This is a genomic window from Streptomyces sp. NPDC047081 (assembly GCF_040643775.1).
Taxonomy (GTDB): Bacteria; Actinomycetota; Actinomycetes; order Streptomycetales; family Streptomycetaceae; genus Streptomyces.
The window spans coordinates 354,807-370,472 of the sequence record NZ_JBEYUY010000002.1 but is presented as its reverse complement, the minus strand read 5'-3'; the positions used below and the strand labels follow the sequence as shown (position 1 = coordinate 370,472).

Genomic DNA, 15,666 nt, shown 5'->3' with positions numbered 1-15,666 from the left:
TCGCGGGCGGCCCGGGGGGGGGCTGGGGTCGCTCAGACGCGGGCCCCGGCCGGCTCGTCCGGTGCGGAGTCCTGATCCGGCACCGCGGTGAGGTGCCGGGTGAGGGCCTCGCCCTCGACGTCGACCCGCGGCAGGATCCGGTCCAGCCACTTCGGCAGCCACCAGGCCCGGTCGCCGAGCAGGGCGAGAACGGCGGGCACCAGCGCCATCCGTACGACGAAGGCGTCGAAGAGGACGGCGGACGCCATGCCGAACCCGATCATCTTGATCATGGAGTCGTCCTCGCCGACGAACCCCGCGAAGACCGCGATCATGATGAGGGCGGCGGCGACCACGACGCGGGCGCTGTGCCGGAATCCCGAGACCACCGCCTGCCGGGCGGTCTCCCCGTGGACGTACGACTCCCGCATCCGCGAGACGAGGAACACCTCGTAGTCCATGGCGAGGCCGAAGATGATGCCCACCAGGAAGATCGGCATCAGGCTCATGATGGGCCCGGTCTGCTCCACGCCCAGCAGCGAGGCCGCGTGCCCCTGCTGGAAGACCACGACGACCACGCCGAGCGCCGCAAGCACGGACAGGAGGAAGCCGAGCGCCGCCTTGAGCGGCACGAAGACGGACCGGAAGACGATCAGCAGCAGGACGACGGCCAGGCCGACGATGACGACGAGATACGGGATGAGCGCCGCCTGCACCTTCTCGGATATGTCGATGTTCAGGGCGGTGGTGCCGGTGACCTCGAAGGACGCACCGTCCGTCGCCGCCTCCGTGGCCGGCCGCTCGTCCCGGATGGTCGTGACGAGGGTCTTGGTCTTCTCGTCCGTGGGGCTGGTGGACGGGGTGGCGGTGAACACCGCGGTGTCGCCGGCGTCGTTGAAGCGGGCCTTGGAGACCGAGACGACGCCCTTCGTACCGGCGATCTTCTCGGCGATCGTGTTCACGGCCGCCTTCGCGTCGCCCGCTCCCTTGGCGTCGACGACGATGGTCAACGGCCCGTTGAAGCCCGGCCCGAACCCCTCCGCGAGGTCGTCGTAGGCGCGGCGCTCGGTGGTGGAGGTCGACTTGGCCTCGTCGCCCGGCATGCCGAGCTGCAGCTGGGTCGCCGGCAGGGCGAGCGCGCCGAGGCCGACCACGCCCAGCAGCAGCACGGGGACCGGGCGGCGCAGGACGAAGCGGGCCCAGCGGGTGCCGTGGTTGTCCCGCGGGGCGGCGGCGGTCGGAGCATCAGCCGCCTCGGACACCCCGCGTGTCTTCCCCGGCCGACGCGCCCATCCGCGACGTCGGCCCTGCCTGCGTACGGCGCCCGACAGCACGGCGTCCGGCCAGAAGCCGAGCAGCGCCGGTACGACGGTCAGGGCGACGAGGACGGCGACGACCACCGCGCCGGCCGCGGCCAGGCCCATCTTGGTCAGCATCGGGATACCGACCACCGAGAGCCCGGCCAGCGCGATGACCACGGTGAGCCCGGCGAAGACCACCGCCGACCCGGCCGTGCCGACCGCGAGGCCGGCCGCCTCCTGCGGTGCGTGCCCCTTGGCGCGTTCCTCCCGGTAGCGGGAGACGACGAACAGGGCGTAGTCGATGCCGACCGCCAGGCCCAGCATCATCGCCAGGGTGCCGGTCGAGGTCGACAGGCCGAGCGCGTCGGACAGGGTCAGGATCGTGAACATGCTCAGGCCGACGCCGAGGACGGCGGTGAGCAGCGGCAGGCCGGCGGCGGCCAGGGAGCCGAAGGTGATCAGCAGGACGACCGCGGCGATGGAGATGCCGATGATCTCGGCGACCCCGCCGGGTCCGCCGCCGCTGTCCATCGCACTGCCGCCCGTCTCGACCGTGAGCCCCGCGTCCCGGGCCTGGTCGGTCGCCTGCTCCAGCGCGGTGCGGCTGGCGTCGGTGATGTCGGCGGAGGCGACCTTGTAGGTGACGGTCGCGTACGCGGTCGAGCCGTCCTTGCTGACGGCGGCCGACTTGAAGGGGTCGGCGACGGTGGAGACCTGCGAGCCGTCGCCGAGTTCCGTCACCGTGCGTTCGATGGCCTGCTTGTTGCCGGTGGCGGTCACCTTCTGGCCGTCCGGGGCGACGAAGACGACACGGGCGGTGGCGCCGTCGGCGGCCGTGCCCGGGAACCGCTGCTCCATCAGGTCGAACGCCTTCTGGGACTCGATGCCGGGCATCGAGAACTCCTCGTCGGAGGCGCCCGGGGCGCGCAGGGCGGTCAGCCCGACGCAGGCCAGGACGCCCACCCACAGCAGGGCGACGTACCAGCGCCGCCGGAAGGCCAACCGGCCCAGTCGATAGAGAAAAGTTGCCACGTCGAGGGACTCCGCATCTGTTCGCGCTTGTCCCTCAGCCTGTCCTGGCGGGCATGTCCTCGTCGTCGTGCCGCTACTGGCACTGCCGCTTACCGGAATCGAAGCAGCGGCTACTGAATCCGCAGTACGGCTGCGGGCGGCGTCTCCTGCTCGGGTACGACAGGCGGGTGGCGGGGCGTCGAGGTCTTGGGGCGTGGTACGTACGTGTCCCCGCGCAGGCGGCGCAGTGGGGTCACGCGGATGCGGGTCTGGGACGGCTTGCCGGTGTTCATGAACGACACCCTGCGCCGCGCGAGTCGGCACAGCCAGGTCCCTCCTGAACGGAGGATCAGCGGTCCTGGTAACGACTCCACCATGATCGGCGGGAATAACTCGTCGTCCAGCCCAGCACCACCACCGAGCACACCGCCGCGAACGCACACCACGTCGACACGAACTCCAGCCGCCAGAGCGCCCAGCAAACCAGCGCGCCCACCCCGGCCAGCACACCGAGCCCGCGCAACCACCGGTCGCCGGCCAGCAACAGCGAACCCACCGTGGCCAGAAGATACCCCGCCACCAGTAGTCCCCCGTGCGACAGCCCGAGCACATAGCCCACGGTGTGCCCGCGGATCTCGGCCCGTACGGTACGCGTGGCGAGGGCGTAGGCCAGCGCGGCGGCGGTGGCGACACCGATGGCCAGCGGTACGACCAGCCGCCGCCTGGCGTGCCGCGGGGCCGCGCACAGCACACCCGCCGGCACCCACACCGCCAGCAGGGGGAACGCGATCACCGTCCAGGCCACGGTGGCCGGGCCCGTACCGCCCCCGGCATGCCAGACCCACGCCTCGACCAGCTGATGCGCCCCGAGCAGCAACGGCAGCGCGGCCAGCGGAAGGTCGGCGGGCCGGCGCGCCCGCGCCACGCAGGCCACCCCGACACCGACGATCGCGGTCCCCGCGACGAGGTCGGCCGTCGCACTCCAGCACATCCCACCACCATGACCGCGACCGCGCCCCGATTCCAACGGCAACACGAGCCGTCCGCTCGCGCGGGGGCGCCGGATCCGGCCACATCCGGGCGGTGTCAGCAGACTGATTGCCAACTGTCAGGTTCCTGGGTCCCCCAGCATCCGATGCCCCGGGCGGCCGGATGCCCTTTCGCCCCGCCTCTGGAGGTGCTGCGGCCCCAGGCCGAACGGCCCGTCTCCCAGGTGCGGTTGTGGGACGGCAGGATCGGCGTCCGCCGCGACGCCTCGCCGGCACATGGTTCGGCTTCGGCATCGAGCCGTCGACCTGGAGAAGGTCCCGTTCCTGGTAGCACCGGCCTTTACGGGCACACCACTTGGCCGAGGAACCCGTCCACCAGCGCATGCGCCCGCTCCCGGGAGGAGTCCCCGCGGGCGACGGTCTCGGCGAGCAGCCGGTCGGGGTCGACGCCGTGCCTCTCGGCCTCCCGGCGGCCGCCCAGGTCGAGCCACATGCGCAGGGTCTCCTCCGTGAGCTCGGGGTGGAACTGCACGCCGAGCGACCGCCCGGCCCGGAAGGCCTGCGGCCCGACGGCACTGCGGGCCAGCTCGGCGGCTCCGGGTGGAGTCGTGAAGCGGTCGAAGTGCCACTGGAACCAGGGGCCTTCGGGGACCAGGTCGGGCGCGTCGGTGTCGATCTCCGTCCAGCCGATCTCGGGCCGCGGCGCCCGTTCCACCCGGCCGCCGAGCGCGGTCGCCAGGGCCTGCGCGCCGAAGCAGATGCCGAGGACCGGGACGTCGGAGGCGTGCGCGGTGCGCAGCATGCGCAGTTCGCCGTCGATCCAGGGGCCGACGGAGGCTCGGTCGTAGACGGACCAGGGGGCGCCGAGGAGGACGACCAGGTCGTACGCGGTGGGGTCGGGGAAGACGAACCGGACGGCCGGGGTGGCGTACCGCTCCTCGGGTACGACCGTCAACTCGTCGAGTACATAGCCGAGTTGGGCCAGCCGTCCGCCCACCGGGCCGGACAGGGAGGCGTGGTCGTGGCGGACGACCAGGGCTCGCGGGGCCGTTGTCACGTCGGAGCCTCCAGGAACCGTACGACGGCGTCTTGAGTCATTTGAGGTCAAACATTAAGCGGGAGGCCGCTCACCTCGCAAGGTGTGCACGGCGTTCCCAGGCGGCGTTGACTCTTCGTGCGATCCGGGTCACGGTGAGGATCCGTCGCCCCCGGAGGTCCGCCATGGCTCCGTCGTCAGCGCCCCACTCCGATTCCGGTCTCGTCGAACGCTTACGGGACCTGCGGCCCCTCATCCGCGGCCACGCCCTGCGCACCGAGCAGGAGCGCAGGGTCCCGGACGAGGTCGTCGCGGCACTCACCGACGCCGGGATCTACCGGATGAACGTCCCCAAGCGGTACGGCGGTTACCAGACGCCCGTGCACACCCAGGTCGACGCGCTGGCCGAGGTCGCGGCGGCCTGCGGTTCGACCGCGTTCGCGGCTCTGATCCAGGCCGGGTGTTCGTTCATCGCGGCGCTCTTCCCCGACGAGGCGCAGGACGAGATCTTCACCGGCCCCGACGTACGGGTCGGCGGCACGCTGATCCCGGACGCCACCGCGGTCGCCACGGACGGCGGCTATGTCGTCAACGGCACCTCGGGCTTCGCCACCGGCTGCCGGCACGCCGACTGGCATCTGCTCACGGCGCGGGTGGAGTCCGCCGAGGGACCGCCCGAGGTGTTGTGGACCGCCGTACCCATGGCGGAGCTGGAGATCCTCGACGACTGGTACGTCTCCGGGCTGGCCGGCAGCGGGAGCAACAGTGTCGTCGCCCGGGACGTTTTCGTGCCCGCCCACCGGATCCTGCCGGTCGGGCCGCTGCTCGCCGGCGAGTTCCCGTCCAAGGCCAACGCCGACGACCCGTTCTACCGGATGCCCGTGCTGCTGATGTTCTGCGCCTGGACGGCACCGAACGCCCTCGGGCTGGCCCGGGCCGCGCTGGAGGAGTTCACCGGGCGCATCCACCGGCGGGGCATCACGTACACCTTCCACCAACGGCAGAACGAGGCGACGGTCACCCATCTCCAGGCCGCCGAGGCGGCGATGAAGATCTCCTCCGCCGAGCTGCTGACGCGTGACTTCGTCGCGCGCATCGAGGCCGGGGAGCCGTACACGGACGAGGAGCGGGCCAGGATCCGGGCGCAGACCGGCTACACGGCGCGGCTGTGCAAGGAGGCCGTCGATCTGCTCGCCTCCGCCTCCGGGGCGTCGTCGCTGCACCGGGAGGTGCCGATCCAGCGGGCGGTGCGGGACGTGCACGCGCTGAACCTGCACTCCTTCGTCAATCCCGCGACCAACCTGGAGCTGTACGGGCGGGTGCTGTCGGGGCTGGACGCGGGGACGCCGTTCCTGTGAGGCACCGTCCTCACGGCAGGCCCGCGCCCGACACCTCGACCGGGACGGCGAGCACCTGACCGCTGCCGGGCACGACCATCTCGGCCTCCGTCATGCCCTGCCAGCGCGCCGCGGTGATGAACAGGGTCCTGCGGTCCGGGCCGCCGAGTACGCAGGCGAAGGCTCCGCGGTCCAGGGTCACGGTCCGCAGGACGGTGCCGCCCTCGGCGACGCGGACGCAGCGCCGGCCGGGCACGTCGGCGTACCAGACGGCGTTGTCCGCGTCCGTGCAGATGCCGTCGGGCGTGCCTTCGCCGAGGTCGGCCCAGAGGCGCCTTCCGGACAGGCCGCCGTCGGCGTCGATGTCGAAGGCGACCAGCCGGTGGCGGTAGGAGTCGGCGAGGATCAGCGTGGAGCCGTCCTCGGTCACCGCCATGCCGTTGGGGAAGGCGATGTCGTCGGCCACCTCGCGGACCGCCCCGTCGGGGGTGACGAGGTGGACGGTGCCGGGTTCGGCGTCCTCCCCCGCCATGGGGTCGAAGTGCACGCGGTTGACGTAGGTGTTGCCGCGGCCGTCCACGACGATGTCGTTCCAGCCGGGTGCGCCGAGGTCGGCGTAGAGGACGAGACCGCCGTCGGACGCCCGCCGCAGCAGCCGGCCCTCCGCCGACGACACGATCAGCAGGTCGCCGTCCGGAAGCCAGGCCGTGCACAGCGGCAGGGACGCCACCCGGGCGACGACCTCGCTGCGGCCCGCCGCGTCGACGGCCACGACCTCGCCGGCGGACCAGTCGGAGAAGTACAGCCGGTCGCCGTGCCGGCGCGGGGACTCGACCAGACCCCGTCCGGTGAGCACCGTCGTCACCTCGTTCATCGTCATCACAGCCCCTCGGTCGTGTCGGCCCCTTCACTGTCCATACGAAGGGCGGCCGGTCGAATCGACACGTGTGGGCGTCAGGATCCGTCCACGGCCCGGACCCGGGCCAGCACGTCCCGGATCATCTCGGCGCTGATCATGAAGTGGTGGCGGGCGATCTCCTCCGCGCGCTCGGGCTCGCCCGCCGCGATGGCCTCGCAGAGGGACGTGTGGTCCGAGCCGGCCCGGTGGAAGTGGGTCCGCTCCCCCTTGCCCCAGGGCTCGACCGGGAAGCCGAGGCTGATCCTGGTCAGCAGGTCACGGCTGAGCAGGGCGATCTGCGGATTGCGGGTGGCCGCGCAGATGCTCTGGTGGAACGCGCTGTCGGCGGCCTGCTCCTCGCGGGGCGTGGTCGCGGACAGGTGCGCGGACAGGGCCGCACGCATCGGTTCGAGGTCCTCGGGCCGCCTGCGCCGGGCGGCCGTCGCGGCCACCATGCCCTCCACCAGCCCGCGCAGGTCGAAGAGCTGCTCGAACTCCTCCCAGCGGGGCAGCAGCGTACGGCGGACCGCGGCTGCGGAGGACGTGGTCCAGCTGTCGCGCACGAAGGCCCCGCCGCTGCGGCCCCGCCGGATCTCGATGACGCCGAGCGCCTGCAGTCGGGCCACCGCCTCGCGCACGGTGGGGCGGCTCACCTGAAGCAGACCGGTGAGCTCCCGTTCCGGCGGCAGGCGTTCGCCCGGCAGGAAGTCGCCGACGGCGATCGCGGTGAGCAGCCGGTCGGAGACCTCGTCGACCGCGGAGGTGACGCGCACCGGTCGCAGGGGGGACGGTGTGCCGCCGAGGACGCGGTCCAGCACCCGCGCGTACTCGTCCTCCGGCTCCGATGCCTCAGGTACGGATGTCAGCTGACTCCCCCCAAATCGTCGCTTCTGTTAACGCACACGGGCCATGTGAACGCGCCGTTACTTCTTGGCCCGGCCCCGCTAAAAGGTCTTGTGCGCTGACCTTTTACCCAATCACTATCTCATCCATCCGTCACTCCCACCCCGTTTCAGCCAGCGGCCGGCTCGTTCCGGCCGGTCTGGGAGGCTCCCTCGTGGCGATCCCCGAACCGAACCACACCGGAACCGTCGACTTCAACGGCAATTCGACCTGGTACCGGATCACGGGCGAACCGGGCAGGACACCCCTGGTGGTCCTGCACGGCGGACCCGGCGCCGGTCACGACTACACCCTCAGCATCGCGAACATCGCCGCCCAGGGCCGTCAGGTCGTGCACTACGACCAGCTCGGCACCGGCCGCTCCACCCATCTGCCCGACAAGGGCGCCGACTTCTGGACCGTCCAGCTCTTCCTCGACGAACTCGACGCCCTGCTCAAGGAGTTGGGGATCGCCGACGGCTACCACCTGCTCGGCCAGTCCTGGGGCGGCATGCTCGCCGCTGAGCACGCGGTGCGCCGGCCGTCCGGCCTGCGCGGCCTGGTCATCGCCAACTCCCCCGCCTCCATGGAGCTGTGGCTGGCCGCGGCGGCCGAACTGCGGGCGGCGCTCCCGCCCGAGGTGCAGCACACCCTGCTCGCGCACGAGGAGGCGGGCACCACCGACCACCCCGAGTACCGCGCCGCCGAGCAGGTCTTCAACGAGCGCCACGTGTGCCGTCTGACGCCCAACCCGCCCGAGGTACAGGCGACCTGGGCCAACATCGAGGCCGATCCGACCGTCTACCACACGATGAACGGGCCGAACGAGTTCCATGTCGTCGGCACGCTCAAGGACTGGTCCGTCATCGACCGGCTGCACCTGATCGAGGCGCCGACCCTGCTCGTCTCGGGGCGTTACGACGAGGCGACTCCCGACACCCTGCGCCCCTTCGCCGACCGAATCCCCGATGTGCGCTGGCACATGTTCGAGCACTCCAGCCATATGCCGCACGTCGAGGAGGAGGAGCTCTACCTCCGGGTCGTGGGCTCGTTCCTCGACTCCACCGACTGATCCCCCGACGGGAGTTGTCTGCCATGTCCCGCAGCACCAGACGGGGCGCGCTCGCCGCCGCCACCGTCGCCCTCGCCCTCACCGCGGCCGCCTGTTCCTCCTCCGACGACGGCTCCGCCGGCAGCCCCACCTCGTCGTCGGGCTCCGGCACCGGCGCCTTCCAGTCGCAGCACAAGGGCGGCACCCTGAAGCTGGTCGCCCACGCGGCCGCGGGCTCCTTCGACCCGCAGGTCAACTACACGCTCCAGTACTGGCAGTTGTACCAGTCGATGTACGACGGCCTGCTGGCCTTCAAGAAGGTGAACGGGCAGGCGTCCTTCACCGTCGTCCCGGACCTGGCGACGGCACTGCCGAAGATCACCAACGGCGGAAAGACCTACACCTTCACCCTGCGCAAGGGCATCACCTTCTCCAACGGCAAGGCCCTGACCACCGACGACGTGGTGGCGTCCTTCCAGCGCATCTTCAAGGTCTCCAGCCCGACCGCCGGCACTTTCTACAACGGCATCGTCGGCGCCGACGCCTGTCTGAAGAAGCCGGCCTCCTGCACGCTCAAGGGCGGTGTGACCGGCGACGCGAAGGCGAACACGGTCACGATCAACCTCACGGCGGCGGACCCGGAGTTCCAGTACAAGCTGGCGGTCCCGCACGCCGTCGTCGTACCCAAGGACTCGCCGACGAAGGACGCCGGCACCAAGCCGCTGCCCACCACCGGCCCGTACATGGCGGCCTCGTACGACCCGAACCGCGCGCTGAAGCTCGTCCGCAACCCGCACTTCAAGGAGTGGTCGCGGGAGGCCGAGCCGGCGGGCTATCCGGACGCCATCGACTACACCTTCGGGCAGACCGTGGAGTCGGAGGTGACCGCCGTCGAGAACGGCCAGGCGGACTGGATGTTCGACGCGCCACCTGCCGACCGGCTGAACGAGATGGGCACCAAGTACGCCTCCCAGGTGCATGTGAACCCGCTGACCGCGTTCTGGTACGCGACGCTGAACGTCAACATGGCTCCGTTCAACAACAAGTTGGCGCGCCAGGCGATCAACTGGGCCGTGGACCGGGCGGCCGTGGTGCGCCTGTACGGCGGCACCAACCTCGCCTCGCCCGCGTGCACGATCCTGCCGGCCGGGTTCCCGGGGCACGTCGACTCCTGCGACTACACCAAGGGCGGGGGCACGACCTGGAAGGCGGCGGACCTGGCGAAGGCCAAGGCGCTGGTGAAGCAGTCCGGTACGGCGGGGCAGGAGGTCGGCATCGTCGTCCAGGACGACGACGTCAACAAGTCGATCGGACAGTACCTGCAGAGCCTGCTCACCCAGCTCGGCTACAAGGCGAAGCTCAAGCCGCTGTCGGGGAACATCCAGTTCACCTATATCCAGAACACCAAGAACAAGGTGCAGCTGGCGCTGACCTCCTGGTACCAGGACTATCCGGCGGCCTCGGACTTCCTCAACGTGCTGCTGTCCTGCGCCTCGTTCCACCCCGGCAGCGACTCCAGCATCAACATCTCCGGGTACTGCGACAAGGGCGTCGACGCCAAGATGCACGCCGCGCTGAAGACCGCGGAGACCGACGAGAAGAGCGCCAACCAGCAGTGGGGCGCGATCGACCAGCAGATCATGGCCCAGTCGCCGGTCGTGCCGCTGATCAACCCGAAGCTGATCGACTTCACCTCGACCCGGGTCGGCAACTACCAGTTCAGCAAGCAGTTCTACATGCTCGTAAGCCAGCTGTGGGTCAAGTGACGACCACCGAGCCCCTGTTGACCGCTGAGGCCCGGCGCTCGCCGGGCCCCTGGCGGACGGCCGCCGCCGACCTCGTACGCAACAGGCCGGCGATGGCGGCGGCGGCCGTCCTGCTGGTCGTGGTGCTGGCGACCCTGTGCGCACCGCTGTACGCGGATCACGTGGCCCACACCGATCCGTTCCAGTCCCATGTGTCCGGTACGACGGTCGTCGACGGCAGGACAGTGCCGGTGCTCACCCCGAGCAGCACCGGGCTCGGCCTCGGCGTCACGCCCATCGGTCCGACCTGGGACCCGGGCCACTACTTCCTCGGCGCCGACAACCAGGGCCGCGACGTCATGGCCCGGCTGCTGTACGGCGGCCGTACGAGCCTGTTCATCGGGTTGACCGCGGCGCTGCTGACGTGCGCGCTCGGCACGGCCGTCGGCATCGTCGCCGGGTACGCGGGCGGCGTCGTGGACTCCGTCATCTCCCGGATCCTGGACGTCATCTGGGCCTTTCCGGTGTATCTGCTGGCCATCTGCCTGTCGGTCGTGCTGCTCACGAACGGGCTGCATCTGGGCCCGCTGACGGTGGACGCGGGAAGCCTCTGGCTGCCGGTCGCGATCATCGCGGCGATCTATGTGCCGTACATCGCCCGGCCGTTGCGCGGTCAGGTGCTGGTGCTGCGGAACAAGGAGTTCATCCACGCGGCCGTCGGCTCGGGGGCACCGACCCTGCGCATCCTGCGCCGGGAGGTGCTGCCGAACGTCGTGCCGACGGCGATCGTCTTCGTCCCGCTGATGACCGCGCTGGCCATGCTCACCGAGTCGGCGCTGTCCTTCCTGTCCGTCGGCGTCCAGCCGCCCGACGCCAGCTGGGGCACGATCATCGAGGACGGCCTGGGACTCCTCTACACCCGCCCGGCCGTGACGATCGCGCCCGGCCTGCTGATCGCCCTGACCACGGCCGCCCTCAACGTGCTCGGCGACGGGGTCCGCGACGCGCTGGACCCGGGCGCCCGGCTGCGCGGAGGGGTGTGACAGGTCATGCTCCACTTCGCCCTCAAGCGCTTCGCCTCGGCCCTGCTGGTGATGTTCGCGATCAGCGTCCTGGTGTTCCTGATCTTCTTCGCCACCCCGGGAGTCGACCCGGCCGCCCGCATCGCCGGCCGCAACGCCGACCCGGCCACCCTCGCGCAGGTCCGCCACTCCTTCGGCCTGGACCGCCCGATGCCCGTCCGCTATCTGCTGATGATGCGTCACCTCCTCGTCGACCGCGATCTGGAGTCCTTCGTCAACCGCGGCTCCCGGGTGATCCCGCAGATCGTGCAGGCCACCCCGGTGACGCTGTCGCTGGTGGTCGGTGCGGCGGTGATCTGGATGGTGGCCGGCATCCTCATGGGCACGGCGGCGGCGACTCTGCGCGGACGGGCGGCGGACCCGCTGATCATGCTGGTGGGCGTGGTCGGCGTCTCGCTGCCGGCCTACTGGCTCGGCGAGGTCGTCAACCTCGTCACGCAGAAGCAGCTGCACGGTTCGCTGTTCTCCTGGGTGCCGCCGCCCGGTTACGTCGGTCTCGCCCACCCCGGCCAGTGGGCGCTGCACATGCTCTTCCCCTGGCTGACCCTGGCCCTGCTGTACGCCGGCATCTACGCCCGTCTCCTGCGCGGCGAGGTCGTCACCGCCCTGGGCGAGGACTACGTCCGCACGGCCCGTGCCAAGGGCCTGTCCGAACGGCGCGTCCTCGTCCGGCACGCCCTGCGCTGCTCGCTCATCCCGATCGTGTCGCTGTTCGGCCTGGACTTCGGCGCGCTCGTGGGCGGCGCCGCGCTGCTGACCGAGGTGGTCTTCGGCCTGCCCGGCATCGGCAAGCTCACCTATGACGCCCTGCAGAACCTCGATCTGCCCGTGATCATGGGCACGGTCCTGTACGCGGCGTTCTTCGTGGTCCTCGCCAACGCGCTGGTGGACATCCTGTACGCACGACTCGACCCGAGGGCCCGCCATGCCTGAACCCCTGCTGGACGTACGAGATCTGCGGGTGTCGTTCCGCACCCGCACCGGCACCGTCACGGCCGTCGACGGGCTCTCCTTCTCGGTCGCACCCGGCGAGATCCTGGGCGTGGTGGGCGAGTCGGGCTCCGGCAAGAGCGTGTCGATGCTGGCCGTGCTGCGGCTGATCACCAGCCCGAACGTGACCGTCTCGGGCGAAGTCCTCTTCCGCGGACGGGACTTGCTCGCGCTGCCCGCGGACGAGATGCGGGCGGTACGGGGCCGGGAGATCGCGATGGTGTTCCAGGACCCGATGACCGCGCTGACCCCCGTGTACACGGTGGGCTGGCAGATCGCCGAGCAGATACGCGCCCATGAGCGGGTCTCCCGCAAGGCGGCGCACGCGCGTGCGGTCGAACTGCTCTCCGACGTGGGCATCCCCGACGCGGCCTCACGGGTGAACGCGTACCCGCACGAGTTCTCCGGCGGCATGCGCCAGCGCGCGGTCATCGCGATGGCGCTCTCCTGCGACCCGGTCCTGCTGATCGCGGACGAACCGACGACGGCGCTGGACGTCACCGTGCAGGCCCAGATCCTGGATCTGATGCGGGAATTGAACGCCCGAGGCTCGGCCGTGGTCCTCATCACCCACGACATGGGCGTGGTCTCGCAGACCGCCGACCGGGTCCTGGTCATGTACGGCGGCCGGGCGGCCGAGGAGGGTCCGCGCCGGGCGGTGTTCCACGACCCGCGGCACCCCTACACCTGGGGACTGCTGGACTCGGTGCCCCGCGTCGGCGGGCCCCGGCTGCGGCGGCTGCCCACCATCGCGGGCATGCCCGTCTCCCCGGGCAGCCTGCCGGAGGGCTGCGCGTTCGCACCGCGCTGCCGGCTGCGGCACGAACGCTGCGACGAGCGGCCGGAGTTGTCGGCGGGTTCCGGCGGAGGGGCACACCGGGACGCCTGCTGGCTGCCGGCCGACCACCGCGCGGCCCTGCGGCTCACGACGCGCACGGCGACGGCCGGGGCGAAGGACCTGGACGCGGAGGCGGCGTCATGACGACCCAGGACACGACCACGCCGACCCGCGGCGACGTGCTGCTGCGGGCCACGGACGTCACCAAGCACTACTCCCTGCGCGCCGAGGGATTCTCCCGGCGCCGCCGCACCCTGCGGGCCGTGGACGGCGTGTCCCTGGAGGTGCGTGCCGGGGAGACCCTCGGCGTCGTCGGCGAGTCGGGCTGCGGCAAGTCCACCCTCGGGCGCTGTCTGGTCCGGCTCACCGAACTCACCGGCGGGCGCGTGGAGTTCGACGGCCAGGACATCAGCGGCCTGTCGATGCGCCGGATGCGCCCGGTCCGGCCGGGCATGCAGCTCGTCTTCCAGGACCCGCAGGCCTCGCTGAACCCCCGCCGCCGCGCCGGGGACATCGTGGCCGAGCCACTGCTCGTGCACCGGTACGGCGACGCGGCCGCGGTCCGCCGCCGGGTCGCCGAGCTCTTCGACGTCGTAGGACTCTCGACGGCGCATCTGGACCGGTATCCGCACGAGTTCAGCGGCGGCCAGCGCCAACGGATCGGCATCGCACGGGCATTGGCCACCAGCCCGAAGCTGATCGTCGCCGACGAACCGGTGTCCGCCCTCGACGTGTCGATCCAGGCGCAGGTGCTCAACCTCTTCGCCGATCTCCAGGACGAGTTCGCCCTCACCTACGTCTTCATCGCCCACGACCTCGGCGTGGTCCGGCACGTCTCGGACCGTATCGCCGTCATGTACCTCGGCGAGATCGTGGAACTCGCCGGGACGGAGGAGTTGTACGAGGCTCCCGCGCACCCCTACACGCAGGCCCTGCTCTCGGCCGTGCCGGAGATCGACGACGGGACGGACGCGTCGCCCCGGGAACGCATCGTCCTCACCGGCGAGGTGCCCAACCCGGTGGACCGGCCGACGGGCTGCTCCTTCCGCACCCGCTGCCCGTACGCCCGCGAGCAGTGTGCCCTGGAACGGCCCCGCCTGACGCCGACGGCCTCGGGCCGTTCCGTCGCCTGTCACTTCCCGCTGGCCGGCTGATCCCCTAGGAGGCGCTCGGGGCCGCCGTCGGGCCGAAGCCGCGCATCTGCTGGATGTCTCCGCCGAGCTTGTCGCGGAAGTCCTCCAGCAGCTCGGGCTTCGCGCTGACCACCCAGCGGGTGCCGACCAGGTGCCGGCCGCCGTAACCACTCGCGGCGTCCAGCCACGCCAGCTTGTACTTCTCCTCGGGGAAGGTCGTGATGACGCGGTCGGCCTCCTTGGTGTGGCACACGCCCTGCCGCAGCTCTTCCGCGTCCACCCGGATCCTCGGCTTCGCGCAGCCGATCAGCCCGGCGATCACCTCCACCTTCGCCGGTGCGACCACCCCGGCCCGCGGCGCCGCCGTCACCGAGGCCTTGCGCGACTCGTCCTCCTCGCCGCCGCCGCACGCCGTGGCCAGTGGGAGCAGGGCGAGCCCGCCGATCAGCGCGGCCCCGCGCGCCAGACGGACCGTGGGCGGAATGCGGTCGGTACGTCCTGGCGTTGCCTGGAATGACAAGTGGGCCTCCGTGTCCTGGAACCGGCTCGGTCCAGGAGTACGGATCAACACAGCAGACCGTTCAGATCGGGTGATCGAGACCACAACAGAGACGGTGCCGTTTCGATAGCGGCAGGGCTATGCTGCTCTCTAGGTGAACGAAACCGTTTCGTTCAGAGGAGATGCACGCCATGACCTCCGTACTCGTCGTCCATGACCAGTCCCTGCAGCGCCTCGGCCTCCGAATGCTCCTCGCGGCCGAGCCCGATCTGACCGTCGTCGGCGAGACGGCGAACGCGTTCGAGGCGGCCCGTATGACCGCCGAGCTCCGGCCCGACGTGGTCGTGATGGGCAGCCGGGCCTCCGACGCGGACGGCGTCGAGGCGATCCGCCGCATCACCCGGCCCGCCGGGGCCGGCGACCACCGCCCGCGGCTGCTGGCGCTGACCCCGACCAACGACGAGTCGTACGCCTACGCCGCCCTGCGCGCCGGCGCCGGCGGCTTCCTCCTCCAGGACGCCACGCCCGAGGAACTCTCCGCCGCCGTCCGGGTGGTGGCCGCCGGGGACGCCGTCATCACCCCGGGCCTCACCCGCGCGCTCATCGACACCGTCCGCGAGCAGAAGCCGCTGCGGCGGATCACCCAGGAGGTCGAACTGGGGACGCTCACCCAGCGCGAGCGCGACATCCTGACCGCGGTGGCCTCCGGCTGGTCCAACGCCGAGATCGGCCAGCGCCTGTCCATCGCGCCGACGACCGTGAAGTCCCACGTCAGCCATATCCTCGCGAAGATCGGCGCCCGGGCCCGGGTGCAGGCGGTGGTCTTCGCGTACGAGTCGGGGCTGGTGCAGCCGGCAGCCTGACGGCCGGCCACGGGGCTCATACCCGTGGCCGG

The 15,666-nt window shown here is 71.2% G+C and carries 15 protein-coding genes; 8 read left to right on the top strand and 7 right to left on the bottom strand.

Annotated elements, in window-relative coordinates; all coding sequences use genetic code 11:
• Positions 1-32: 32 nt before the first annotated feature.
• The 4 genes from ABZ848_RS04835 to ABZ848_RS04820 all read right to left on the bottom strand — a co-directional run bounded on the left by ABZ848_RS04835 (position 33) and on the right by ABZ848_RS04820 (position 4,337).
• The gene (locus tag ABZ848_RS04835) at positions 33-2,312 is read right to left on the bottom strand and encodes an MMPL family transporter (protein ID WP_360825325.1); all 2,280 of its coding nucleotides are present in this window, start codon (positions 2,310-2,312) and stop codon (positions 33-35) included.
• A 110-nt stretch (positions 2,313-2,422) separates the two neighbouring features.
• Positions 2,423-2,584, bottom strand: coding sequence for a hypothetical protein (locus ABZ848_RS04830; RefSeq protein ID WP_360825322.1), 162 nt, complete (start codon positions 2,582-2,584; stop codon positions 2,423-2,425).
• Between the two features lie 56 nt (positions 2,585-2,640).
• Positions 2,641-3,282 (bottom strand): DUF6629 family protein, encoded by a 642-nt coding sequence (locus ABZ848_RS04825; protein ID WP_360825319.1) that lies wholly within the window; start codon positions 3,280-3,282, stop codon positions 2,641-2,643.
• A gap of 338 nt (positions 3,283-3,620) precedes the next feature.
• Entirely contained in the window at positions 3,621-4,337 is a 717-nt protein-coding gene (locus ABZ848_RS04820) for a type 1 glutamine amidotransferase (protein ID WP_360825316.1), read from the bottom strand.
• Positions 4,338-4,501: 164 nt separating this feature from the next.
• Here ABZ848_RS04820 and ABZ848_RS04815 point away from each other — a divergent pair, with 164 nt between their 5' ends.
• On the top strand, positions 4,502-5,674 hold the full coding sequence (locus tag ABZ848_RS04815; RefSeq protein WP_360825313.1) for a flavin-dependent monooxygenase: 1,173 nt from the start codon (positions 4,502-4,504) through the stop codon (positions 5,672-5,674).
• 10 nt (positions 5,675-5,684) lie between these two features.
• Here the strand turns inward: ABZ848_RS04815 and ABZ848_RS04810 are convergent, their stop codons facing one another.
• Positions 5,685-6,533, bottom strand: a complete 849-nt coding sequence (locus ABZ848_RS04810) for an SMP-30/gluconolactonase/LRE family protein (RefSeq protein WP_360825310.1) — start codon at positions 6,531-6,533, stop codon at positions 5,685-5,687.
• Positions 6,534-6,607: 74 nt separating this feature from the next.
• A complete protein-coding gene (locus ABZ848_RS04805; protein WP_360825307.1) occupies positions 6,608-7,369 on the bottom strand; it encodes an FCD domain-containing protein in 762 nt (253 codons plus the stop codon).
• Positions 7,370-7,608: 239 nt separating this feature from the next.
• On the opposite strand from ABZ848_RS04805, the gene ABZ848_RS04800 reads away from it, so the two are divergent.
• From ABZ848_RS04800 to ABZ848_RS04775, 6 genes are read left to right on the top strand one after another with little or no spacing between them, the layout of a single operon-like run.
• Positions 7,609-8,505, top strand: coding sequence for a proline iminopeptidase-family hydrolase (locus tag ABZ848_RS04800; RefSeq protein ID WP_360825304.1), 897 nt, complete (start codon positions 7,609-7,611; stop codon positions 8,503-8,505).
• A gap of 23 nt (positions 8,506-8,528) precedes the next feature.
• A complete protein-coding gene (locus ABZ848_RS04795) occupies positions 8,529-10,250 on the top strand; it encodes an ABC transporter substrate-binding protein (protein WP_360825301.1) in 1,722 nt (573 codons plus the stop codon).
• Complete coding sequence (locus ABZ848_RS04790; RefSeq protein WP_360825298.1) at positions 10,247-11,272, top strand: ABC transporter permease; 1,026 nt, start codon at positions 10,247-10,249, stop codon at positions 11,270-11,272. The genes ABZ848_RS04795 and ABZ848_RS04790 overlap by 4 nt, the downstream gene beginning before the upstream one ends.
• Before the next feature lie 6 nt (positions 11,273-11,278).
• Entirely contained in the window at positions 11,279-12,244 is a 966-nt protein-coding gene (locus tag ABZ848_RS04785) for an ABC transporter permease (RefSeq protein WP_360825295.1), read from the top strand.
• Positions 12,237-13,283 (top strand): ABC transporter ATP-binding protein, encoded by a 1,047-nt coding sequence (locus ABZ848_RS04780; RefSeq protein ID WP_360825292.1) that lies wholly within the window; start codon positions 12,237-12,239, stop codon positions 13,281-13,283. The genes ABZ848_RS04785 and ABZ848_RS04780 overlap by 8 nt, the downstream gene beginning before the upstream one ends.
• Entirely contained in the window at positions 13,280-14,293 is a 1,014-nt protein-coding gene (locus ABZ848_RS04775; protein WP_360825289.1) for a dipeptide ABC transporter ATP-binding protein, read from the top strand. Before ABZ848_RS04780 ends, ABZ848_RS04775 begins: the two co-directional genes overlap by 4 nt.
• 4 nt (positions 14,294-14,297) lie before the next feature.
• Here ABZ848_RS04775 and ABZ848_RS04770 read toward each other — a convergent pair whose 3' ends face one another.
• Entirely contained in the window at positions 14,298-14,792 is a 495-nt protein-coding gene (locus ABZ848_RS04770; RefSeq protein ID WP_360825286.1) for a hypothetical protein, read from the bottom strand.
• Positions 14,793-14,962: 170 nt separating this feature from the next.
• Here ABZ848_RS04770 and ABZ848_RS04765 point away from each other — a divergent pair, with 170 nt between their 5' ends.
• A complete protein-coding gene (locus ABZ848_RS04765) occupies positions 14,963-15,634 on the top strand; it encodes a response regulator transcription factor (protein ID WP_360825283.1) in 672 nt (223 codons plus the stop codon).
• Positions 15,635-15,666 lie beyond the last annotated feature (32 nt).